The 21,810-nt window shown below is 70.1% G+C and carries 18 protein-coding genes, 1 tRNA gene and 2 pseudogenes; 5 read left to right on the forward strand and 16 right to left on the reverse strand.

What is annotated here, in order from left to right:
- Window positions 1–71 precede the first annotated feature (71 nt).
- Window positions 72–206: a hypothetical protein gene (locus ACWEO5_RS13010; protein WP_452162465.1), complete on the forward strand. Its 135-nt coding sequence runs from the start codon at window positions 72–74 to the stop codon at window positions 204–206.
- 476 nt (window positions 207–682) lie between these two features.
- Window positions 683–865, forward strand: a complete 183-nt coding sequence (locus ACWEO5_RS13015) for a hypothetical protein (RefSeq protein ID WP_452162466.1) — start codon at window positions 683–685, stop codon at window positions 863–865.
- 79 nt (window positions 866–944) lie between these two features.
- Here the strand turns inward: ACWEO5_RS13015 and ACWEO5_RS13020 are convergent, their stop codons facing one another.
- The 13 genes and pseudogenes from ACWEO5_RS13020 to ACWEO5_RS13080 form a co-directional block, all read right to left on the reverse strand.
- The gene (locus tag ACWEO5_RS13020; RefSeq protein ID WP_452162467.1) at window positions 945–1,613 is read right to left on the reverse strand and encodes a hypothetical protein; all 669 of its coding nucleotides are present in this window, start codon (window positions 1,611–1,613) and stop codon (window positions 945–947) included.
- Between the two features lie 60 nt (window positions 1,614–1,673).
- Entirely contained in the window at window positions 1,674–3,206 is a 1,533-nt protein-coding gene (locus tag ACWEO5_RS13025) for an N-6 DNA methylase (RefSeq protein ID WP_452162468.1), read from the reverse strand.
- On the reverse strand, window positions 3,203–4,699 hold the full coding sequence (locus ACWEO5_RS13030; RefSeq protein ID WP_452162469.1) for a restriction endonuclease subunit S: 1,497 nt from the start codon (window positions 4,697–4,699) through the stop codon (window positions 3,203–3,205). Before ACWEO5_RS13030 ends, ACWEO5_RS13025 begins: the two co-directional genes overlap by 4 nt.
- Window positions 4,696–8,184, reverse strand: a complete 3,489-nt coding sequence (locus ACWEO5_RS13035; protein WP_452162470.1) for a type I restriction endonuclease subunit R — start codon at window positions 8,182–8,184, stop codon at window positions 4,696–4,698. The genes ACWEO5_RS13030 and ACWEO5_RS13035 overlap by 4 nt, the downstream gene beginning before the upstream one ends.
- A gap of 221 nt (window positions 8,185–8,405) precedes the next feature.
- Complete coding sequence (locus ACWEO5_RS13040) at window positions 8,406–8,966, reverse strand: ATP-binding protein (protein WP_452162471.1); 561 nt, start codon at window positions 8,964–8,966, stop codon at window positions 8,406–8,408.
- Between the two features lie 101 nt (window positions 8,967–9,067).
- Window positions 9,068–9,490 (reverse strand): annotated as a pseudogene (locus ACWEO5_RS13045) (class I SAM-dependent methyltransferase); the annotation flags it as partial.
- Window positions 9,491–9,533: 43 nt separating this feature from the next.
- Window positions 9,534–10,750, reverse strand: a protein-coding gene (locus tag ACWEO5_RS13050; protein ID WP_452162482.1) for an IS3 family transposase whose coding sequence is annotated in 2 segments (ribosomal slippage) — window positions 9,534–10,444 and window positions 10,444–10,750 — 1,218 coding nt in all. Because the reading frame shifts where the segments join, the coding sequence is not laid out codon by codon here.
- Window positions 10,751–10,954: 204 nt separating this feature from the next.
- Window positions 10,955–11,028, reverse strand: a tRNA-Lys gene (locus ACWEO5_RS13055).
- 74 nt (window positions 11,029–11,102) lie between these two features.
- On the reverse strand, window positions 11,103–11,645 hold the full coding sequence (locus tag ACWEO5_RS13060; protein ID WP_452162472.1) for a bifunctional DNA primase/polymerase: 543 nt from the start codon (window positions 11,643–11,645) through the stop codon (window positions 11,103–11,105).
- A gap of 151 nt (window positions 11,646–11,796) precedes the next feature.
- Window positions 11,797–12,195: a hypothetical protein gene (locus ACWEO5_RS13065; RefSeq protein WP_344558600.1), complete on the reverse strand. Its 399-nt coding sequence runs from the start codon at window positions 12,193–12,195 to the stop codon at window positions 11,797–11,799.
- A 302-nt stretch (window positions 12,196–12,497) separates the two neighbouring features.
- Window positions 12,498–13,886 (reverse strand): AAA family ATPase, encoded by a 1,389-nt coding sequence (locus ACWEO5_RS13070; RefSeq protein WP_452162473.1) that lies wholly within the window; start codon window positions 13,884–13,886, stop codon window positions 12,498–12,500.
- Window positions 13,887–13,893: 7 nt separating this feature from the next.
- Window positions 13,894–15,492 carry a hypothetical protein gene (locus ACWEO5_RS13075; protein ID WP_452162474.1) on the reverse strand — a complete coding sequence of 533 codons (1,599 nt, stop codon included), beginning with the start codon at window positions 15,490–15,492 and terminating at the stop codon, window positions 13,894–13,896.
- Window positions 15,489–16,706 carry a hypothetical protein gene (locus ACWEO5_RS13080; protein WP_452162475.1) on the reverse strand — a complete coding sequence of 406 codons (1,218 nt, stop codon included), beginning with the start codon at window positions 16,704–16,706 and terminating at the stop codon, window positions 15,489–15,491. The genes ACWEO5_RS13075 and ACWEO5_RS13080 overlap by 4 nt, the downstream gene beginning before the upstream one ends.
- Window positions 16,707–16,841: 135 nt before the next feature.
- On the opposite strand from ACWEO5_RS13080, the gene ACWEO5_RS13085 reads away from it, so the two are divergent.
- Entirely contained in the window at window positions 16,842–17,492 is a 651-nt protein-coding gene (locus tag ACWEO5_RS13085; protein WP_452162476.1) for a histidine phosphatase family protein, read from the forward strand.
- Window positions 17,493–17,550: 58 nt separating this feature from the next.
- Here ACWEO5_RS13085 and ACWEO5_RS13090 read toward each other — a convergent pair whose 3' ends face one another.
- The gene (locus ACWEO5_RS13090; RefSeq protein ID WP_452162477.1) at window positions 17,551–18,936 is read right to left on the reverse strand and encodes a tetratricopeptide repeat protein; all 1,386 of its coding nucleotides are present in this window, start codon (window positions 18,934–18,936) and stop codon (window positions 17,551–17,553) included.
- A gap of 335 nt (window positions 18,937–19,271) precedes the next feature.
- Between ACWEO5_RS13090 and ACWEO5_RS13095 the strand changes: the two genes are divergently transcribed.
- Together ACWEO5_RS13095 and ACWEO5_RS13100 are read left to right on the forward strand one after the other, a co-directional pair.
- On the forward strand, window positions 19,272–19,688 hold the full coding sequence (locus ACWEO5_RS13095) for a hypothetical protein (protein WP_452162478.1): 417 nt from the start codon (window positions 19,272–19,274) through the stop codon (window positions 19,686–19,688).
- A 283-nt stretch (window positions 19,689–19,971) separates the two neighbouring features.
- Window positions 19,972–20,856, forward strand: coding sequence for a spermidine synthase (locus ACWEO5_RS13100; protein WP_452162479.1), 885 nt, complete (start codon window positions 19,972–19,974; stop codon window positions 20,854–20,856).
- Here the strand turns inward: ACWEO5_RS13100 and ACWEO5_RS13105 are convergent.
- Entirely contained in the window at window positions 20,801–21,433 is a 633-nt protein-coding gene (locus tag ACWEO5_RS13105) for a Uma2 family endonuclease (RefSeq protein ID WP_452162483.1), read from the reverse strand. The two genes, ACWEO5_RS13100 and ACWEO5_RS13105, sit on opposite strands and share 56 nt — an antisense overlap.
- Window positions 21,430–21,810, reverse strand: a pseudogene (locus tag ACWEO5_RS13110) (hypothetical protein); the annotation flags it as partial. The gene ACWEO5_RS13105 and the pseudogene ACWEO5_RS13110, both read right to left, overlap by 4 nt.

The raw sequence follows: 21,810 nt of genomic DNA on the forward strand, positions 1-21,810 counted from the left end.
AAGAGGTGCGGCCCGCAACTTTGCGCCGAGCGGACGTATTCGTCGTTGTCCGCCTTTTAAGATATCCTGATTTGGAATTCATTGCAATCACCGAGGAGCCGGGCAACCCCCTGGTCGTACCAACCAGCACCCCGCGCGCCAGCACCAGCTTGGCCACCGGCCCCGAGCTCTGGGACTCGATGAAGACCACGGCCGCAGTCTCCTAGATCAGCTGGCAGACCGCCTTTCCATACCGCGAGCGGGCAGTACTAAAGCCAGGCGAGCGCATCGAGACAGCCCGCTCGGATGTGACCGGCTCGCTGTCGCTGTGGGGCTTCTTCACCCGAAACGGCCTCGATTCGAGGCCGAGACGGCCGAGTGGGCAAGCTTCCTTGACGGCTGGATCAGCAGCTATAGCACAGGCAGACCAGCTGAGCTATAGACGGCAGGGTCGACCACCAGCTTCCAGCCATTCCTTCTCAGCTACATGCCGTGGCAGCCTGGCACCCTTCAAACCTCGGCATACGAAGAACCCAGTAGTTGCTTCGGATCACCGTGACGAAGCTGTGGCTGGTTCCTTTCGGGAACACCGGGCCGCGCTTGGAAACGAGACGACACCTGGCGCTATCGTCCATTTCAGGACGCGGGGCCCAGCTCAGGTAGCTGAGCCCCTAGCACAGACAGCTTTATGGGGAGGAAGTCCGTGGCCGGCATCTTCAATGCCTACTGCGCCGCACGAAACTGGCGGAACCGTGTGGCCAGATCGTGCGAACAGAAGATGGGGGTCTGGTGGCAGCGATTCAATCGCTGGTGCCGCCCGAATCTTCCGGGGCTGACGGTGGTGATTGGGGTCATGGCTATTGTCGTGGCCGTACTGCTCGCCTAGTGCGCAAACACCGCAGCACTCGAAGAAGCGCATACCAATACCGTCGAGCCTTGGCGCGAGGGTATTGGTATGGCGCCAATCAGTTCAAGACCGCTCTGATTGCCATGGCGAGATTCTCGATCCAATCAATGGTTGCACTCGTCTCGGGCGCCGTGATCGACTGGCGGGTGCCGGTCGAACGATCGATGTCGGCTTCGTGCGCAATCGCGTTGCGGCGGTCCGCAATCTGTACTTGCTGCAGCTTCACCTGATCCACTGTCTGGCCTGCGCCCAGGATCTGGGTAACTTCCTTCCAGATGTCACCTTGCTTCTTTTGGGTGACGTACTGGAGGCCCTCCGCGATACGGTCCGGCTTCTGGTAAGAGTCCCGGCCAAGGCGCTCGGTCAGGTGTTCGGTCATGACCTCGTCGACCGGTCGACGGAAGCGAATGTCCTCGACCGTCTGCCAGGACACCGTGTAGTTCTTGAGCCGATCGGGCCGGGGAGCTGGCCGGTCGCTGATGATCGCGACGGCGCGGCTGATGATCTCGCGGTGAAGCCAATGATCAAGCGCGGACACCGCTTGGACCCAAGCGGCCCGGTACAGGTCCGTATACTCCACCTGGGACAGGTCGCCCAGGTTGAGCTGGCTTGCGGCAGCACTCTCCAGCGCCGCCCCGCTGTGCACCATGCGACGACAAAAGTTGATGTTGGTCTTGAACTGCTCCCACCGCTCGTCATGAGCCGGCTGGAAGGTGCCAATAGTCACGTGCGTTCCGCCCCGAAGATTCTGATAGTCACTCAGTTGATCTCGGGGCGGAGCGTAGCACTACTCGACGGTGTTCACCGACAGATTTTCGGGGTCGGCCTCCAGCTCGTCCGGCATCAGTCCCAGCCCTTCTCCGATTGCCTGGAACTCGGCAAGGGCGGCCTGAAGGTCATCGATGATCTCCTGGATCAGGATCTCAGGGGTCGGCAACGAGTCTGCATCAGCCAGCGACTCGTCCTCGATGAACTTCAAGTCCAGGTTGACCTTGTCGCGTTCGATGAGCTCGGCGTAGTCATAGGCCTTGAACCTCGCGGTCTCAACTCGCTCAGTCTGTGGCCTGCCCGGCATATAGCAGTCCACGAAATCCTGCAGATGCTCTCGCCTCAGCGGGTTCTGCCTCATTGTGAAGTGCTGGTTCGTCCGGAAGTCATACACCCACAGCCTGGTTGTCGCGGGGGTCGCGTCCGGCTTCGGCTTACGCTTTTCAAAGAACAGAACGTTGGCCATGACGCCGTTAGCGTAAAAGATGCCCTTAGGCAGGCGAAGTAGGGTGTGAACGTCACAAGTCTGGAGAAGCTTCCGGCGGATATTCTCACCGGCTCCCGTCTCGAACAAGACGTTATCCGGCAGAACGACTGCGGCACGCCCCGTCTCCTCTAGCAAAGAGAAGATGTGCTGAACGAAATTGAGTTGCTTATTAGTGGTACTGGTCCAGAAGTCAGTGCGGGTTTCACCGTAGTTGGCGCCACTGATCGTGCCGACGCCGAACGGGGGATTCGCAAGAACGATCGTGGCATGCCGCGAGGGTTCGTTGGCAAGCGCGTCCCCTACGTCGATGAGGGGCTTGCCGTTCGGCAGGCCAACCCCGTGGAGCAGCATATTCATAGAGGCGAGGCGCGCCGTCTCTTCTACAAGCTCGACACCCGTGATGCCCTTGTTCTGAAGCTGGCGTCGCTGGTCGCTGGTCATGCTGTTGCCATGGCGCCTCTCGATGTACGCCGCAGCAGCGATCAGAAAACCACCCGTGCCGCAGGCCGGGTCCATGATGACGTCCGTCGGCTCCGGCTGAATGCAGTCCACCATGGCATCGATGATCGGCCGCGGCGTGAAGTACTGCCCAGCGCCGGTCTTACGGTCCTCGGCGCCGCGCTGGAGCAGTCCCTCGTAAGCGTCACCCTTAACGTCGACGGTCGTGCGACTCCAGTTGTGCTTACGAATCAGGTCCTTGATCAGCTTTTCAAGGGTTGCCGAGGATTGGATCTTGGATCGAGCACCCTTAAAGATGGCCCCAATCATACCCGGCTTCTTGCCCAGCTCCGTAAGGACATATTGATACTGGTCGTTCAGTGCGTCACCGCTCTTCGCGACCAGGCTCGGCCAATCCAGGCCCGCAGGGACAACTTCGACCTTGTTAAGAGGTCGCTCCTTCATCTCCTGGGCCATCTTGAGAAACAGCAGATAGGTAAGCTGCTCAACATAATCGAGAGTCGACACTCCTGAGTGACGAAGCAGCTCGCAGTACGACCACAAGCGGTTGACCAGGACCCCGGTGTCCTCCGTCTCCGTGGACGAGGAAGTGGTAAGCGTGGTCATAGTGGCAGCTCTTCCTTGACATATGTTGAGGGCGTGCTTGAGCTTTGGTCAGAAATTCGCCGGGACCGGCGCCTAGGCGATCCGAAGCTTGCCGACTTAATCTTCTCCAGTAGTGCAGACGCCGGCTCATCGTTGGCGTCCTGCGGCACTAGCTTCCCACTGAAAGCCGCTTCCATGATCGCCCGGCGCAGCGCCAGGCGGCGCGAAGCAGCAGCATTCGTCAGAACTCGAACCCTTGCGAGCCGGTCTTGCTGAAGTGCCAGTTCGGCGAGAATTTCTTTCTGCTCAGCGGTCGGCGGCAACGGAATCGGCATTGCCGCAAGTTTCGTCCCATTTACGTTCGCCTGGCCAACCTGCTGGCTCGCAACGGACGCCACATACTTACGACCATACGGGCTATTGATGACGAGATTGACCCATTCGGGCTCAATTCCGGCAAGGAACTGGCACCGGATAAGGTATGACGCAAACGTCATTGGCCCTAGCTTGCCATGGTAGACGGCTGACTTTCCCACCAGCTCGGCGCTGTTGGTCCGATTGAACAGCAGGTCACCATCTTCGAGCATAAGCTTTTTTACATCGTCGTGATCACTCGGCAGAAACTTCAGATTTCCCGGATCAATTACGCCTGACTGAAGATTCCCCATCCTCAGTACGGGAATGTCGCTTGCATCTCGCATTTCGGCGGTTTTTGCTGAAGTGCCGTACTCAATCGCCGAAGTGAGCTGATCGACCGAGGCGACAGCCCAATGCTTCGGGAGCTCTACAGGAAACGTAGCGCCGGGCCCGCTCGGATTCGCGCGCCGGCGAGCAACAACCGTTTTCCGCTCGGCAAGTACATCCTTAAGAAGCGCATCTCCCGAGTCGCCGCTGCCGCTGAATTCCATAAGGCGCCCCGAAACAGCCTGCGCTGCCAAGCTGGCAACAAGAGTGCGGTCGCGCCGACCAGCCGCCTCAATGTTGGATGTTGCAATATCAAGGCGAGTTAGCTGGGCATCAAGCACGGCCGCGATTCGCACCTGCTCGGCCAGAGGAGGCAACAGAACCTGCGTATCACCAAAACCCTTAGCTGAAATTTCCTTGAAAGTTGTTCCGCTCGCTCGGTTCTGAATCTCCGGCGTGACATACTGGAGATACCAGTAGAGGTAGTTTGGATCGAGGGCTGGGGATGGCAATGCACTCTTGCAGCCCTGGTTCGTGCAGAGTTCCGTACCAGCGATGGCGACATAGCCGATCGGTGCCCTGGAACTAAAAATTACCGACCCGGCCGGAATCAGTCGGGCGGAGCATGAGTCGTACCCCTCATGAGACAACCCGCGGCGGCCACGGCGGATTACCTGGGAGCGGTCCTTAGCCATGTCATCCGGCGTGATCCAGACAACGTCCTCGCTCCAGTAGCGATCAACCCCAGTCTTGGGTGTCGCACCAGAAGCGATTTCACACAGATCTCTGAGTGGCGCGCGCACCCACCCAGCGGGCAGCTCTGAGGTCACGCGCTCAACTCCTTATCTAGCTCGTTGATGTATCGCACGGCAGCTTCTTCGCCGAAGTCGGCGAGGTAGCCGTCGGTGCCGCCCCGCTGCGTGAACGGCGGGTGGTCCAGGTCGGCAGTGTCGAAGCGTACATTCTTCGCAACTGCCTCAGCGATCTGCTCCAGCCACCACTGCTGCTTCTCGGTCAGTGCCACGCCTGCCTGCTGCTGGCGCAGCATCCAGGCAGCGAAGCGCTCCTCGATCACCTCCCGGTACGGGCGAAGTTCCTGATCAAGGCCAAGCTCGAACCGGATGATCGAGACCAGGTCAGCCGGCCCATGCTTCACGCCCCGCTTGCCAGCAGCCAGGTCCAGCGCCTCGTACGCGCGCCACAAGCCTTCAGGGGTCCACCGATGCGGTGGCCGCTCCAACCGGCGGGCAATCTCCTTGAGCTGGTCGAAGACCTCTCGCGGGGTGACTGAGCGGTTGGCGTAGGCCAGTTGGAAGGCCGTGATCTCGTCCTGGTGTTCTTGGACGTACTTGCGCCACGACGTGATGATGCCTTCCGCATCCTCCCGGCTTATCACCACCGCACCGGCGTGTAGCAGTTTGTCGGCCGTGACCTCGTCCACGACTACGTCGGCTGCCCGACGGATCTCCAAGATCCGCTCACGCAGCTTGTTGCTGCGGGCCAGCGGAGCCACCGACTGCCGAGCAAGCTCGTAAACGGCCTTCTCGCCACCGCGCGCCTTAGCGGCCTCCTGGGCGTCGACCGAGACGGCGTCGACCATGGTTCGGGTGATCTGGCGCAGCGGCTGGCCGGCCAGCTTCTCGAGCTCCAGCCGGTCGTCCTCCGAGATCTGCTTGTCGAGCCGGGCTAGGCGGGCGGCCAGCGTGGAGACTTCGTCCGGCGTGATGCTGCCGTTGCCAGCGTTGCGCAGCAGCTTCTCCAGCGACTGGCGTTGCACCGGGTCGCGGTCGAGCGGCGCGGCGTCGACCTTGGGGTTCTCAGTCACGCCGACGGCGTCGACGATGACGAAGCGGGCCTTGTCACCCACGTCGGGGGTGACCTTGGCGAAGTCGGCCCGAGAGATGGTGCGGGCGCCGCGCCCCTTCATCTGCTCGAAGTAGGCCCACGACCGTACGTCGCGCAGGAACACCAAGCACTCGAGCGGCTTGATGTCGGTACCGGTAGCGATCATGTCGACGGTCACGGCGATTCGGAGCTCGGCGGAGTTTCGGAAGTCACTGATTAGGTTGTGAGCCTTGCCCGCTTTGTGTGTGATCTTCTTGCAGAAGTCGTTCCCGCGGCCAAACTCCTCGCGGATTATCTGGACGATCTCATCAGCGTGAAGGTCGTTGCGGGCGAACACCAGGGTCTTGGGAACCATCCGCTTGTCAGCCGGGATCTTAGCGCGCTCCGGAAAGATCTCGGTGTAGAGCTTATCCCGAAAGGTCTTGATGACCAGGCGCATCTGGTCTTTGGGCATGACCGAGGCACCGACCTGGGTCGCCCGATAAGTCATGTCCTCGTCGAGCTCCTCGTACTTCTGTCGACGGGTTCGCCGATCCACCACCGGGACCGTGACGCCCGACGGGATAGTCGAGCCCTGCGCGGTCACCTCCGTGTGAATGCGGTAGACATCGAAGTCGACGTTCACGTTGTCAGCGACAGCCTGTTCGAAGGTGTACTCCGAGACAAGGTTCCGGTCGAAGAAGCCGAAGGTCTGGGCAACCGGCGTGGCTGTCAATCCCACCAGGTGGGCGTCGAAATACTCCAGCACATTGCGCCATTTGCCATAGATGGACCGATGGCACTCGTCAACGATGATCAGGTCGAAGGTCTCGGGCGGAACCTTCTTGTTGTACTGAACTTCGATCGGCTGGTCGGACTCGCCGACCTCGGGCTCATCACTGTCGAGCGAGGGCATTGGCTTGCCAGCCAGCGCCAACCACAAGCGCTGAATCGTCGAGACGACGACCTTCGTGGAGTCCTCAAGTTCAGCGCCGCTGGACAGGCGCTGGACGTTGTACTCCTCCGGGAACTTTCGTCGGGTGCCCGGAATCACGTAGTTGTCGAACTCACCCTTGGCCTGCGCACCCAGGTTGTTGCGGTCGACCAGAAAGAGGATCTTCCGAGCATTGGCGTACTTGGCCAGGCGATGACTGAACGTCACCGCCGTGTAGGTCTTGCCCGCACCAGTCGCCATCTGGATCAGGGCGCGCGGCTTGTCCAGCGCCAGGGACTGCTCCAGCCCCGTCACCGCCTCAATCTGCGCCGGCCGCAGGGTGCTGGTGTCGAGCGCTGGCATACGCCACCGCATCTTGGCGCGGAATGTTGGGGCCTGGGGATCTTCCTCCGCCTCGCGCATCCAGAGTGACAGCGTGTCCGGCCGGTGGAAGGAGAACACTCGGCGCGACCGCGAATCAGGGTCAAGCGTGTTGCGGAACCAGGTGGTTCCGCCGTCGCTGGCGTAGCGGAACGGCAGGTCCTGGCGCCAGGCCGAGAATCGCTGCGCCGAGGTCAGGTTCTGAACGTAGCCATCAGCTTGGGACTCGGCTGCTGCAAGGTCGGCGCCCTCCCGCTTCGCCTCGATCACACCGACCAACTTCTCGTCGACGTACAGCAGATAGTCCGCCCGGCCCGCTCCCACAGTTACTTCGCGCAGGGCAACGCCCCGCTTGGCAGCGAGGTTCACCTCAACCGCGGTGTTGTTCTGTACGGCCCAGCCGGCGTCCGCAAGCATCTGGTCCAAGGCGACGCGGACCTGGGCTTCGGTCAACGGTTCCCGAGCGGCTGGCTCGGCGTTGCGCAGCCACTGGTCGCGCTCGGCGGTGTCGGGCTTCGCCGGTGTGCGCGCGCCCAGGGCATCGGCCACCGGCTGCTCGGCGACGTCACCAAGTGAGGCGAGCAACTCAGTGAGGCGCGCTTGTTCGGCCTGCGCCTTCGCTAGGGCCGCCTCGGCTTGCTTGCGGGCGGAACGCTCGGCGTCGAGCCGACTCTCGGTACTCCGGAAGCTCAGGTTAGTGTCGGTGAGCTTCTGAACGACCTGCCCGTATTCGCGGTGAAGCTGCTCCTGCTCCCGACGCTCAGCAGCACTAGTCGCTGCCTCCTGAGCGGGCGGCGTCGGTGGCACCCAGGCTCGGTGTTCACGCGTGCCGGTGAGCAGACGGTCGAACCAGACCCCAAGCCGGAAGCAGGTTTTTACGGCTTCGAACGCGGCGCGCTGCTCGGCGTAGCCGTGATGAGCCGCACGGTTGCCGAGTAGTCTTAGCTGGTCAAAGGCCTGGTTAACGTCGCCATGCAGGACACCTTCGCGCGCCAGCGCCCGCAGAAGGTCAACTTGGCGGCCGCCTTCAGGGCGAAGCCGGAACCGACGTACGAGGTCAACAGCCAGAGCCTCACCGAACTGCCGCGACTTGAACAGCGCGACGTTGGGGTCCTCGAAGATGGAGGCTTCCGCTCCTGCGCCGTACAGGACGAGCAAATCCAGGTGCTGGAGCAAGAAACCAAAGTTCACCGAGGCTGCTGCCAGCCTCAAGATCCTCGGGTCTTGACTACCCGCCGCCCGTGCCCCCACAGCTGCCCCCATCCTCTTGATCGCGTCACACCAGGATGCCTGATCTATGGATGACCAGGCTTCGATTCGCAACATCCAGAGCTGGGAGGTTGCACAAGTCCGACTTTCTCCTCTGACCGACCCAGCCCAACCAAGCAGCACTCACCTCATAGTTCCCGGAGCCCGACCAGTACCCGGCCCATAAGGAGGGGGCCGTCAAGCCGTAGCTGCTCCTTGGTGAGGGGCTGGAGGGGCTTGGCTCGACCCGTACGGTTCGAGGCCGGCCTCGGAGCTGGTGTCGAGGGCTCGGCCGGTGGCTTCTGTGCGCTGGGCGTCAGCTCGGCCCACACCACCTTGCCGCCGGTCGGCGGGTAGTAGAAGCCCCATTGGCTGCTCATCTGCTCGACCAGGAAGATGCCGCGCCCGCTCTGGGCATCTTCGCTGACGTGCTGAAGCACGGGTGGGCGTGGGTCGCGGTCAGCGATCTGCACCACGGTGGCCTGGCCGTGCAACTGAAGGTCCAGCGCGAAGGTGTGCGCCTTGGACAGCTCGGCCGAAGTCAGCCGCTCCTGCTGCTGCGAGTCGGGGTGTTGAATCGCGTTGGTGGCCAGCTCCGACACCACCAGCAGCACCTTGTCGATCAAGTCGGGCGGCACTCGCCAGCGGCTCAGCACATCGCGAGTGTGGCGCCTGGCCCAGCCGATGGCGTTGGGGGTGTCGGCCAGCAACAGGTAGCTTCGGGGCGCAGCGGGGACTTGCGGCATTGCAGACGCCTCCCGGCGAGGCGGTGGCCCGGTGCACCCAGGCCACTGCGCTGGTTGGGGCGGAGCTACTTCGTGGCGACGACGTAGACGCTGGCCCACTCGCGCTTCGGGCTGGCCAGGGTGGGATCGAAGGACCAGCGCTTCACGCTGGTGAAGCCGGCCTCGGCGAAGAGCTGGGCCAGCTTCTCGAAGTCGTACGCCCAGAGGTGCGGGGTGTAGTTCGGGGCGTCGTCCTGGTCGCGGAAGACGTAGTTGATCAGGTCGAGGTAGGTGTTGATATCCCCGACGCAGCTGCGCTTCGAGTACCAGCGCTCGATCATCTCGGTGGCCATCTCGGGGCGCACCGGATACTGCGCGAGCACGAACGCGGTATCCGGCACGCCGGTGATGATCTGTCCGCCGGGGCTGAGCACGCGGTAGGCCTCGCTGGCGAAGCCCTTGGCCGAGTGCGGGTAGTCGATGTGCTCCAGGAAGTGCTCGTTGAACAGCAGCTCGGGGCTTCGCCTGTGAAGGTGGACACGCGGTTGGTTGTCACGCGGCGAGCGTGAGCTTAGCGGCGTGGTGTCGGCGTTCGTAGTCGTTGGGACTGAGGTGGGCGTTGGTGGAGTGTCGGCGGCGGGTGTTGTAGCGGGTCAGCCAGGCGAAGACGGTCCTGCGGCAGGTGGCGGGTTCGCTGTAGTCGTGGGCGCCCTTGAGGGTTTCGCGTTTGAGGGAGGCGTGGAAGCTCTCGCAGGCCGCGTTGTCCGCGCTGCTGCCGACCGCGCCCATCGACCGGGTGACGCCCAGCTCCGAGCACAGGCCGGCGAAGGCCCGTGACCCGTACTGCGCCCCGTGGTCGGAGTGGAAGACCGCCCCGTCCAGGTTGCCGCGGACCTGGGCCGCCATTTGCAGCGCGTCGGCGACCAGGTCGGTGCGCATGTGGTCGGCGATGGACCAGCCCACGACCTTGCGGCTGAAGCAGTCCAGCACGGTCGCCAGGTAGAGGAACTCCCCGCCCGCCAGCGGTAGATAGGTGATGTCGCCCATGTACTTGCGTCCCGGTTCCGGGGCGGTGAAGTCCCTCTCGAACAGGTCCGTGACGACCAGCGCGGCCGGGTCAGGGACGGTGGTGCGGACCCTTCTGCGCAGGCGGACGCCGGCGATGGAGTGGGTCCGCATGACCCGGGCGACCCGCTTGTGGTTGACCCGCGTCCCGGTCCCACGCAGTTCGGCAGTCGCCCTCGGCGAGCCGTAGGCGCCCCCGGAATCGGCGTGGATGCGGCGGATCCGTTCGGCCAGGACCTCGTCCTCGCGTCGGCGGACGGCCCTGGCGCCGGCGCCGCCGAGCCACTTGTAGTAGCTGGAGCGGTTGACGTCCAGGACCTGGCACAGCCGCTTCACCTCGTAGGCGTCCCGGTGGTCGTGGACGAACTGGAAGCGGCTCACCAGTTCGTCTCGCCGGCGAAATACTTGGCCGCCCTGCGCAGGATGTCCCGCTCGGTGGCCAGCTTCCGCTTGCTCGCCTCAAGCTCGGCCACGCGGGCCTCCAACTGCCGGATCCGCTCGTCCGGATCGGCGGACGCGGCCGGCTGTCCTGCCCGAGGCGGCGTCGTGCCGCCCCGCCGGGCATCTGCGGGCGCGATGCCGCGGCGGTCCCGGTCCCTCAGCGCCCACTCGCGCAGCGTCGCCCGGTTGATGCCCAGGTCAGCGGCGATGTCCTTGTAGGTCGCCTCGGGCGTGATCTCGGCCATGCTCAGGCATTCGTCCATCCAGATCACGGCGGACACCTACATGTCGGTCCTGCCGGAGATCGCTCACGCCAACGCTGAAGCGGCCGTGGCGCTCGTGCCGCAGCCCAGGCCCGTGCGGGCCGACGACGGCGTGGTTAGCCCCTCGCTAGCATCGAAGCCCAGAAACGCCAATGGGCGTCCTTCCCGAAGGAAGAACGCCCAGGTCAGGCGATTGCCTCGCTGTGCGCCGCCAGGGACTCGAACCCCGGACCCGCTGATTAAGAGTCAGCTGCTCTAACCAACTGAGCTAGCGGCGCCTGCTGACGTGGAAGACTCTAGCAGCGGCCGGGCCGGAGCCAAAATCGATTCCCGCCGGGACGGCACCTCCCGTTCAGCACCCGTTCGGCACCGGGTCGCCGCCCTCCCGCACCCGCCCGCGGGCCGCCCGGACGCACGCCCACAGCACCACCGACGCCCCCGGCAGCCAGGGCTCGCTGGTGTCCGGCGCCACGATCCACCGGCTGGACGAAGCCTCCGGCGCGTCGATCGCCCGCTGCACCGGCGGCACCGTCACCGCGTCCCCCGCGCCGTGGCACAGCAGCGGCGGCACGTCCCGGGCCCACTCCTCCCAGGCGAGCAGCGTCCGCAGTCGGGACGCCGCCCCCGGCTGCACGAACAGCAGCGTCCGGCCCCGGTAGGTCGCCACCGGGCCGCAGCCCGGGCCCGAGGTCCACAGCTCGTCCAGCACCCGGCGGCCGAACACGGCCGGCAGGCTGATCACGTCGAACGCCCGGCCGCAGGGCAGGACCGCGGGCGCCCACGGCCGGGCCTCCCACAGGGCGCGCATGCTGCTCGGGTACTCGCTGGCGGAGGCGAGCCACGCCTCCCCGGCGACGCTGACGTACTCCACGGATTGATAGGTCCAGATGTCCACCTGGTCAGGGTGGACCGGTGGCGCGGGCGGCCGGGGAGAAAACGGCGTTCGCCGGACAGCGGGGGGTGCGGGGGCGTACCATCGCCCGCCGCATATGCCAGTGGCCTGGCGGACCCCAGGCGAGGGCCCCCGGCGAGGGCCCCGGCGGGACCTACTCCTCCGGGCCGCGGCGCTGCAGCGAACGGCCGTACTCGACCATCTTCACCGCGTAGTCCGCCGTCCAGTCGGCCCGCTCGGCGACCTGCTCCGGCGAGAGCGCGTCGAACCGGCGCGGATCCGCGAGCTGCGCGGCGGCGAGCGCCTGGAAGTCGGTGGCCCGCTCCGCCGCGGCCCGGAACGCCAGGGCCAACTCGGTGGAGCGCGACAGCAGTTCGGACGGATCGTCGATCGACTCCAGGTCGAAGAAACGCTCCGGCTCCGGCTCCGGACCGGGCGGCTCGAAGATCAATTCAACCGGCCGGATCCGCCGGGCCGGGCCCGGCACCGACGGAACGGCCGCCGGAACCGGCGAACCGCCCTGGTCGGACGCCTGCGGATGCGAGTCGGGCATGACGGGGCACCTCCGGGAGTGCGAGGGAAAGACGGCCGCCGTCCATTGTCGCGCGCGAACCGCCAGAACCGGAACGGTGCGCCCACGAGCGCTATTCCCTGCCGGGGGGCGCGCGAGCCGCTCCGCGCGCCGGCTGGGGAACGGCGAGCCCGTGCTGCTGGTGGCCGGAGCCCGTCGGAGTGTCCGTGCTGCCGCGTGCCGTGACAGAACCGGAAGCCGACGCGCGCTCCGGCAGTGCACCGGCAGCAGACCCGGGCTCGCCGTTCCCCGAGCCCCTGACGGTGCGCTCCCGCCGTCCTCGCCTACAGGCGGACGCGGTGTTCGGCGAGGTGGGCGAGGACCGCGTGGTTGGCCTCCCAGCCGTCGGGGAACTTGACGGCGACACCCAGTTGGACGGGTTCGGTGGCGGGGTGGTTGTCGAGGAGCTCGGGGATGCCGGCCCGGGCGACCACGATGCAGGCGTGCCGGTGGCGGGAGGCCAGCACGCAGAGGCGGCCGGTCTCCAGGTGGAAGGCGGTGGCGTCGGGGCGGCCGGAGAGCGGGTGCAGCACGACGGTGACGTCGTACTCGCGGCCCTGCAGGCGGTTCGCGGTGTCGACCGTGACGCACTCGCCGGCCGCCGGGTCGACCGGCACGCCCAGCCGGGCCAGCTCGGCGCGGACCGCGGCGGCCTGGTCCCGGTGCGCGGTGCCGACCGCGACCCGGCCGGGGGTGAGCGGGGTGCTGCCCTGCTCGGAGTGCGCCGTCAGCCCGCGCTCCAGCAGGCGGCGGACGGTGGCCGCGACGGCGGCGACCGCCTGGGCGTCGGTGCGGACGGTGTGCCGGGCGGGCAGTTCCAGCAGCGCCCAGCCGCTGGCCGCGGCCTCGTCGATCGCCGCGTCCACCGCCGAGCCGTCGCCGCGCAGGCCGGGCCGCAGGGTGCGGTCGTCCGGGCCGGTGCCGGAGCGGAACGGGGTGTAGGGGTAGAAGGCGGCGGAGACCAGCGGCGCCGCCGAGGCGGGCAGCCGCCAGGAGACCGGGAGGCGGTGCGGACGGATCGCCGGGTTGTGGGCGAGCAGGGTGACCACCGCGGAGGAGGACGGGTCGTAGGACAGGCCCGCCCACTGGTCGGTGCCGACCACCGTGAACGGGTCGAGCTGGCCCGGGTCGCCGACGAACAGCGCCCGTTCGAAGAGCCGGGCGACGGCCAGCAGCGCGTCCGAGCGCATCTGGTACGCCTCGTCGACGATGGCCTGCCGCCAGGGCTGCTCGGTCCGCACCCACTGCCACTTGGCCGCGGTGGAGATCACCACGTCCTGTTCGAGCAGGTCGGCGACCTTGTCCTTGGCGGTGACGTTGGCGTGCCGCAGGGCCTCCGGGGCGGGCCTGGCGTCGCTCGCGTGCAGCCGGCCGATGCTCATCTCCGGGGCCTTGACCGCCAACCGGTCGACCAGGTCGTCGACCTGGCTGTTGGTCTGGGCGACGATCATCAGGCGCTCGCCCGCGCCGACCAGTTCGCGGGCCGCCCGCACCACCAGCGTCGACTTGCCCGCGCCCGGCGGGGAGTCGACCACGACGCCGCGCGGCGCGCCCGGCGCGGGGCGCACCACCGCGTCGAGGATGCCCGCGACGGCCCGGTCGGCGGCCTCGCCGGGGGCCGGTTCCGGGTGCCGGCCGCCGGTGGGCGCGCCCTGGGGTTCGGTGAGGTTCATTCGGTGATCATTCCCACTCGTCCGCGCCGACCGGCGCATCCTCGACGGCCACCGGCGGGCCGCCGTGCGTCCACGGGGTGTCGGCGGGCTCCGGCAGCGGCGCGGACTGCCGGGGCGCCAGCTCGAACAGGGTGAACACCACGGTCGAGCCCGGCTCCGGGACGCTGCCCGGCTCCGGGTCCTTGCGGCGGCCCATGCCGGACAGCAGCCGCACCACCACCTCGCCCGGCCCGGACGAGACGATCTCGGCCCGCTGGGCGGGCTCCGCGTGCGCCCGGTGCACCTCGCGGCCCGGGTCGGCGTGCGGCCGGTCGCCGGTGCGCAGCACCAGCAGCGGGCGCGGCTTGGGGGAGCGGCCCTGCGACCACTCCGGGACGACGTCCACCACCTCGCCCACGAACGCCTCGCCCGCGAGCCGGCGCTCGGCCATCGCCAGCGGGTCGTCCAGCGCCTCCTGGATGTCCAACTTCGCCTGCTCGCGCTCGCGCTGGGCCAGCTTGCGGGCCGCCGTCACCGCGTCGTCCCGGCGCGGCTGCGGGGGCTCGCCCGCCGCGACCCGCTCCCGGTGCATGGTGAACGACCAGCGGTCGCCCTCCCAGCGGTCCGGCAGGTGGCCGGCGGCCGGGAGGGCGCGCAGCAGGTCGATGCCGTTCCAGACGTCGTGCCAGGCGGGCAGCGCGGCCGCGTGCAGCACCCGGGCCAGTTCGGCGCGCGCCCGCTCGACCAGGACGGCGGCCCGGCGGACCCCGGCGTCGTCCCGGGCGGCCTCGGCCCGCTCGCGCACCGCCACCGCCGCGTCGTGCCGCAGGATCGAGGGGGCCAGCACCCGTTCGTCGAACTTCGGGTCGGTGGTCGGACCGGCCGGCGGGTGCAGCAGCAGGCCCTCGCCGTCCCGGGCGGTCTCCACCCACTCGGCGGCGGCCGCGCCGAGGGCGGCCGGCTCCAGGCCGGCCGGCGGCAGGTGCCAGGCAAGCCGGGCGGCCAGGTGCTGGTCCTCCAGGTTGCTCTGCCCGGTCGCCCAGTGCCGGGACAGCAGGCCGGTCATCGCCAGCAGCATCGAGGAGCCCGGAACCTGCGCCCGGTCCGTCAGATGCGTCAACCACCGCCCCAACAGAGGGACTTCGGTCGGCGACGGAAACTCGCCCGGGTCCGGATCCTCGACCGTGCGGCGGAACCGGGTGGAGCGGCCCAGCAGCGCCAGGTGCGCCACGCCGCCCGCGTTCGGCACGATCAGCTGCGGCGCGTCCGCGCACAACTCCCGCACCACCGGCACCTTCTCGCCGCTGACCGGGTCCTTCTCGGAGCCCTCCAACAGCTCCACCTCGTCCCCGAAGGACTCCAGGTAGGGCACCACCTCGCGGGCCACCGCGGCCAGGAACTCCGAACGCTGGGTGCGGTTCAGCGGCTGCGGCACGAAGTGCAGCCGGGGCTCCGCGCGGTCGGTGCCCAGCAGCACCGCCAGCGGTGCCCCCGCCTCGCCGGCCGCCGCCAGCGGCACCAGCACCATCGGGCGCTCCGACAGGTGCCGGTGGCGCACCGTCGCCAACGGCCGGGCCCGCTGCTCCCGCACCGCTTCCAGCCGGGCCAGCGTGGACAGCAGGCTCACCGCACGCCGCCCGCCGCCAGCGCCTCGGTGCGCAGCCGGGCCGCGTACGCCAGCCGCTCGGCGGCCTCGTCCAGCCCCAACCCGCCCGCCAGTTCCGGCTCCAGGCCCGCCGCGCCGCCCCGACCGGCCGCCGCCAGCGCCTCCTCGACGGTGCGCAGCGAACCCAGCTCGCCGCGCACCCCGCGGCCCAACTGCTCCACCGCGCCCGCGCAGCGCGCCTGCGCACGGCAGTGGAAGCCCAGCTCGCAGGTGGAGATGCAGTCCGGGGCGTACGCGGCGGGCACCGCGGCGACCGCCTCGGCCAGCTCCCCGGCCGGGCGGGTCGGGGTGCCCGACTCGTCCCGGGCCAGGTCGAAGGTGACGCCCTCGGGCAGTGCCGCGAGCAGCTGCTCGATCCGCGTCATCCGGGACAACTGCCGCCGGGTGACCGCGAGTTCGCGCCGCACGTCGACCGGGACGGCGACCGGCTGGGCGGAGAAGTCCTTCGGGCAGACCAGCAGCACCGTCAACTCCGGGGCGCCGGGCAGCTCCTGGACGGCGTACGGATCGGCGGACAGCGGCTGGCCCGCCAGCCGGGCCGCCGCCTCCTGCAGCGCCAGCACGTACACCGCGGCCTGCCGGGCGGCCGCGCCGACGTGCGCCGGATCGGCCGAACCGTCCAGCACCGGGAAGGACTTGATCTCCACCACGGTGCACCGGCCGCCGTGCACCACCAGCGCGTCCGGCTCCAGGTAGGCCGGGCTGCCCGCCACGTCCAGCCGCAGCAGCGGGTGGTCCAGCAGCGTCCAGGCCGCCGGGTCGGCGACGGCCTCGGCCAGCGCCGCCAGCGTCCGCTCCGCGCGGACGGCGGGGGAGGCGGCGGGCAGCAGGTCCGGCACCGAGGGCGAGGCGACCTCGTCCGCCGGGACGCCCAGCCGGCGGCGCAGCGGCTCCAGCAGCACCGCGTAGCCGTCCCGCTTCAGCCGGGACTCGAACAGCAGGCCGCGGCGGATCGCGAACGGCGACTGGCCGAACGGCGCGGGGCGGCCCAGTTGTTGGGCGAGCGCGATCTTGTCGACGCCCGCGGCGTCCAGCAGGGCGCGGCGGCGGCAGCCCGGATTGGCGGCGAGGGCGGCGAGGGCACGGGCGTCGAGGCTGCGCTGCGGCGCCGGGCCGCGCAACTCGGAGAGCCGCCGCAGCGGCGGGGTGGCCTGCCCCAGGTGCGAGACGTTCATGGTGCGGCCCAGTCTCGCACCCGGAGCCGACAAAGCGGAGCCCGGTCGTCGATCCGGCAGGTCGGGTGGGGGATCATGGGGCGGTGGCCCGCCAGGGCGGGCCGCCGAACCGCACCCCTTCGAACGAGGTACCCCATGCCCGCCCGCATCGTGCTGGTCCGCCACGGCGAGACCTCCTGGTCGGCCACCGGCCGGCACACCGGCCGCACCGACGTCCCGCTCACCGAGGAGGGCCGCGCGATGGCCCGCGCCCTCGGCGAACGCCTCGCCCGCGCCCCGTGGAACGGCCTGCCCGGCGCGACCGTCTACACCAGCCCGCTCTCCCGGGCCCGGGAGACCGCCGAACTCGCCGGATTCGGCGACCGCGCCGTCGAACGCCCCGAACTCCTGGAGTGGGACTACGGGCAGTACGAGGGCCGCACCGGCGGCGAGATCCGGGAGAGCGACCAGCCCGGCTGGCTGATCTGGCGCGACGGCGTCCCCGGCGGCGAGACGCTGGCCGAGGTCTCCGACCGGGTCGACGCCCTGCTCGCCGAGATCAACGGGCGGCACGGCACCCCCGCACCGGACACCACCACGATGAACTGCGCCGACTGCGAGGTCGTCCTGTTCGCCCACGGCCACCTGCTGCGGATCCTCACCGCCCGCTGGCTCGGCCTGCCCGCCGAGTACGCCCAGCGGCTCAAGCTCGGCACCGCCGCGCTGTGCGTGCTCTCCTGGGAGTACGGGCTGCCCGCCGTCGAGGTCTGGAACGACCACAGCCACCTGGAGAAGCTGGGGCACTGACGGCGCGTCGGGCCGTCGCTCGGGCCGCCGCGGCGCATCGGGCCGCCGCCGCGCCGGATCAGGCCGCCGCCGCGTCGTAGCCGTCCAGGAAGTCCCGGACCTCCGGCACAGCGGCGTGCCCGCGCAGCCGGTCCGCGGTGTGCGCCAGCATGCCGCGGATCCGCGCCGAGCGGACCTGGCCGAGCAGCGCCACCGCCGCCGAACCGTGCGCGGCCGCGCCCGGCAGGTCGCCCCGGCCCAGCCGGTCGTGCGCCAACTCGGCGGTGTACAGCACCCGGTTGCGGACGAAGTGCGGCTCCTGGAGCCCTATCGCCCGCTCGGCCCGGGCGCTGGCCCGGTCCCACTCGCCGAGCGCCGACCAGCACTGCGCCTCCTGCCCGGCCAGCTCCGCCTCGCCGAAGAAGGACATCCACTCCGGGTCGGCGTCCGGCCGCTCGCCCTTTTCGAACAGCGCGTACGCCCGGGCCAGCGCCCGTTCGCAGGCCGAGCGGTCGCCGAGCAGCGCCCAGCCGCCCGCCTCGCGCAGCGCCAGCAGCGACAGCAGCCGGTCCGAGCCCAGCCCCTCCGCCGCGGCCTGTCCGGCCTGGGCGGCCCGCAGCGCCTCCCGGGGGCGGCCGGCGTCCCGGGCCAGGAAGGCGCTGTTGCTGAACACGTGCGCCTCCAGGTGCGGGTCGCGGGCCATCCGGGCGGTGGCCAGCGCCTCCGAGTAGAACGACCTGGCGTCGGTGAGCCGGTTCGAGTCGTGCGCCAACCAGCCCACCGAGATGGCGAGTTCACCGGCCCCGCACTGCAGGCGGCGCTCGGTCGCGGCGTTGTAGTCGCCGTCGTTGAGCAGCACGTAGGCGCTACGCAGCGACTGCCCGGCCAGCTCGAACAGGGCGTCCGCGCCGTGCGCGTCGTCCAGCAGCCGGATGTCGCGGACCGCCTGCTCGACCCCCTGCACCTCGGCGGCGCCGACCCGGCGGCGCTCCGGCAGGGGGGCGGCCGCGGGCGGCGGCACCGCGGGCGGCGGGGCCTGGTCCAGGCCCAGCACCGCCGCCAGGGCGGTGGGACCGCCGTTCAGGAACGTGCGGCGAAGCACCTCGTCGTTCTCCTCGTCAGACCGGTGCGGCGCGTCCGGCGGATCTGCCGGGACGGACGGTTCGGTGGTCGTCGGTGCGCGGCGGCGGACCGCCGTGCGGGGTGCGAACCCGAGCTCCGCCAGCGAGCGCTCCGGCCACATGTGCCGGAACACCCGCTCGTACGCGTAGTTGGGGCAGCGGATCTCGCCGGACTCGACCCGTCCGACGTAGCGCGCGTCGCAGGACACGTGTTCGCCGATCTCCCGGGCGGCCCGCCGGACCAGGGTGGCGAACTCCCCGGGGGAGAGGCCCCCGCGCAGCTCGCGCATCGCCTGGTTGGGGACGGGCGCCGGGCGGGGCCCGCCGGTTCGGGTGGCTGCCATGCTGCACTCCGAGGTCGTGCCGGGGTGGTCGCGCCGCCTCCCGGGGGAGGGCCGCCGCGTCGCCAGAACAGTACCGGCAGTCACCGTGCGAACACGGCGGGTTGCCAGGAGTTGTGCGGTCAATTGCGGACAATCCGGACGGAGTTGCCGCCTTGTGCCATGAAATGCCATGGCTTGCTGTATCGGAGGCCGTGGCCCGGGGACCGGCTTCCGCGTTGTCCTGGTACATGGACACCGGCGGTACGGGCCCCCTCCCGTGCCGGCCCCCCGTCGCACGACCGGGTGACGGAGCGGCGCCCGGTTTCCGCGCGACCCGAGGCGACAGGAGGTCCCCCATGGCCACCGGAGTTCCCCAGTACCGGCGTCCGGCCGTCCCCGCCGTGGCACCGCCCGCCCCGGTGGGCTCCTCGGCCAGCCGCGTGGTCCAGTGCGACACCGTCACCGTCCAGGTCCGGCACGGCCTGGAGGCGGTCGACATCCTCCGGCTCCGGCGCGCCTGCGGGGCCGTCCAGCAGACGGCCGGAGGCAACGCCATCGCCTTCCTGGTCCCGGCCGGCACCGCGCTGCGCTGGCACCTGACCGGCTCCGCCTGCACCCCGGGGGCCGAACTGCTGCCGCCCACCGACCCGCGCTGGATCATCCCGCCCTCCGGTCCCCAGCCGCACCCCCGCCCCACCGACGCCTGGGTGCTGCGCTCCGCGCTCTGCGAAGCCGCCACCACGCTCACCGCGGGCGGCCTCGGCCCGCTCTGAGCGCGCCCGGCGGGTCGGCTGACGATTCGTCAGAGAACTTGCCCGACCGATGAGTTGGCATGCAAGCGTCGTCTCGGTGGGTGGACCTCCCGACCCCGCAGCGGGCAGCGTCCGTCACCCACCGTCGCGGACCGGCCGCTTCGATCCGCGAGGTCGGCAGCCCCGGGCCGCCACGGGCTGCCGCCCCGGGCCGCCACGGTCTGCGGCGACGGGTGCCCCGGGCCGCGGCGACGGGTGTCGCGGGCTGCGGCGACGGCCGCCCCGGGCCGCGATAATGGACGCCATGGGCCGCCCACGCACCACCCCCGCCTCCACCGTCCCCGGCCGCGCGCACGGCCAGGGCCCGCTCACCGCCGCCGTCGCCTCCGGCACCGTCGAACTGCGCCCCGACCGCGACCGGCCGCACGCCTGGGAACTCCTGCTCGACGGCGCCCCGCAGTCCCTGGTCGACCTCGCCGACCCCACCCACCTCGGCTTCGCCTACCAGCGCCGGATCGGCCACCTGATCGACCTCGCCGCCCCCGCCCGGCAGCCGCTCACCGCCCTGCACCTCGGCGGCGGCGCACTCACCCTGGCCCGCTACACCGCCGCCACCCGGCCCCGCTCCCGCCAGCAGGTCGCCGAGATCGACACCGAACTGACCGACCTGGTCCGCACCGAACTGCCGCTCGACCGCGGCTGGCAGATCAAGGTGCGCGGCGGCGACGCCCGCGCCGTCCTGGAACGCACTCCCGACGACTCCACCGACCTGGTCGTCACCGACGTCTTCGCCGGTGCCCGGGTCCCCGCGCACTGCGCCACCACCGAGTTCGTCCGGCACGCCGCCCGCGCCCTCACCGGCGCCGGCCACTACGCCGCCAACACCACCGACGGCGGCGCGCTCGCCTTCGCCCGCGCCCAGGCCGCCACCCTGCTCGCCGTCTTCCCCGAGGTCTGCCTGATCGCCGATCCCGCCGTGCTGCGCGGCAAGCGCTTCGGCAACCTCGTCCTGCTGGCCGCCCACACCCCGCTCCCGCTCACCGACCTCACCCGCCGCCTCGCCACCGACCCCGCCCAGGCCCGCCTGCTGCACGGCCGCGACCTCACCGACTTCACCGCCGGAGCGGCCCCCGTCACCGACGCCACCGCGGTCCCCTCCCCGGCCCCGCCGCCGAAGACCTTCGGCTGACCTCCGAGCGGCAGGGGTTCAGCGCCGCAGCGCGGCCGGGTCGAGGTCGAACGGGAACGGCTCGGTGAGGGCGGTGGACCCGCCGGGTCGGACGGTGCGGTCGAGGTAGCCGCTGCCGTCGAGGGCCAGTCGGCCCAGGTGCAGGTGCAGGCGCCGGGTCGGGGTCCAGGCGCCAGTGGTGCGGGACGCCGGCGGCGGCGTACCGGCCGGGCTCGGTGCGGCGGTCGATGACCCGGGTGGACGGCGAGGCGATCTCGACGGCGACCACGACGTCGTCGGCGTGCAGGGTCGCCCCGGCCCCGGCGGTCGCGGCGGCGTCGGCGATCACCAGGCCGGGGATCAGCAGGCCGTCCGGCACGAGCACGTTGACGGCCTCCGGCACCTCGAACGGGGCGGGCGCCGCGGCGCTCAGCGAGGCGGCGGACCGGGTGGCCGCGCGCTGGTGGGGGACGCTCTCGCGCGGGCTCGGCAGCAGGGCGCCGCCGAGGAGTTCGACGCGGTGGCGGGTGTCCTCGGGCAGGTCGAGGACTTCGTCGACGGTCCGGGGGCCGGTGCGGGGGTGCCCGGGGCGGCTCAGTGGCTGCCGCCCGGGAGGCCGCGGTGCTTGTACATGGCGGCGGCGGTGAGCAGCAGGCCGGCCGCGATGGGGAGCAGGACGGCGACGGCCTTCTCGCCGGGCGGGCGGGCGGGGGCGGCGGTGAGGGCGAGCTGGTCGGGGACGCCGGGGGCGGGCCGGGGCGTGGCGGCGGGGGTGCCGAGGGCCGGGGCGGGGCGCGGGGCCGGGACGCGGGCGGCGGGGGCGGCCGGGGCCGGGGTGGCGGTGCCGTCGGCGGCTGCCGCGGTGGCGGGGCCGGGGCCGGGGGACGTCACGGGCACCGCGAACGTCGCAGGCACCGCAGGGGCAACGGCGGCGGGCGCCAGCACCGTCGCGGGCCAGCCGGACGACGACGTCCG

The sequence above is a fragment of the Kitasatospora sp. NPDC004272 genome (assembly GCF_053603035.1).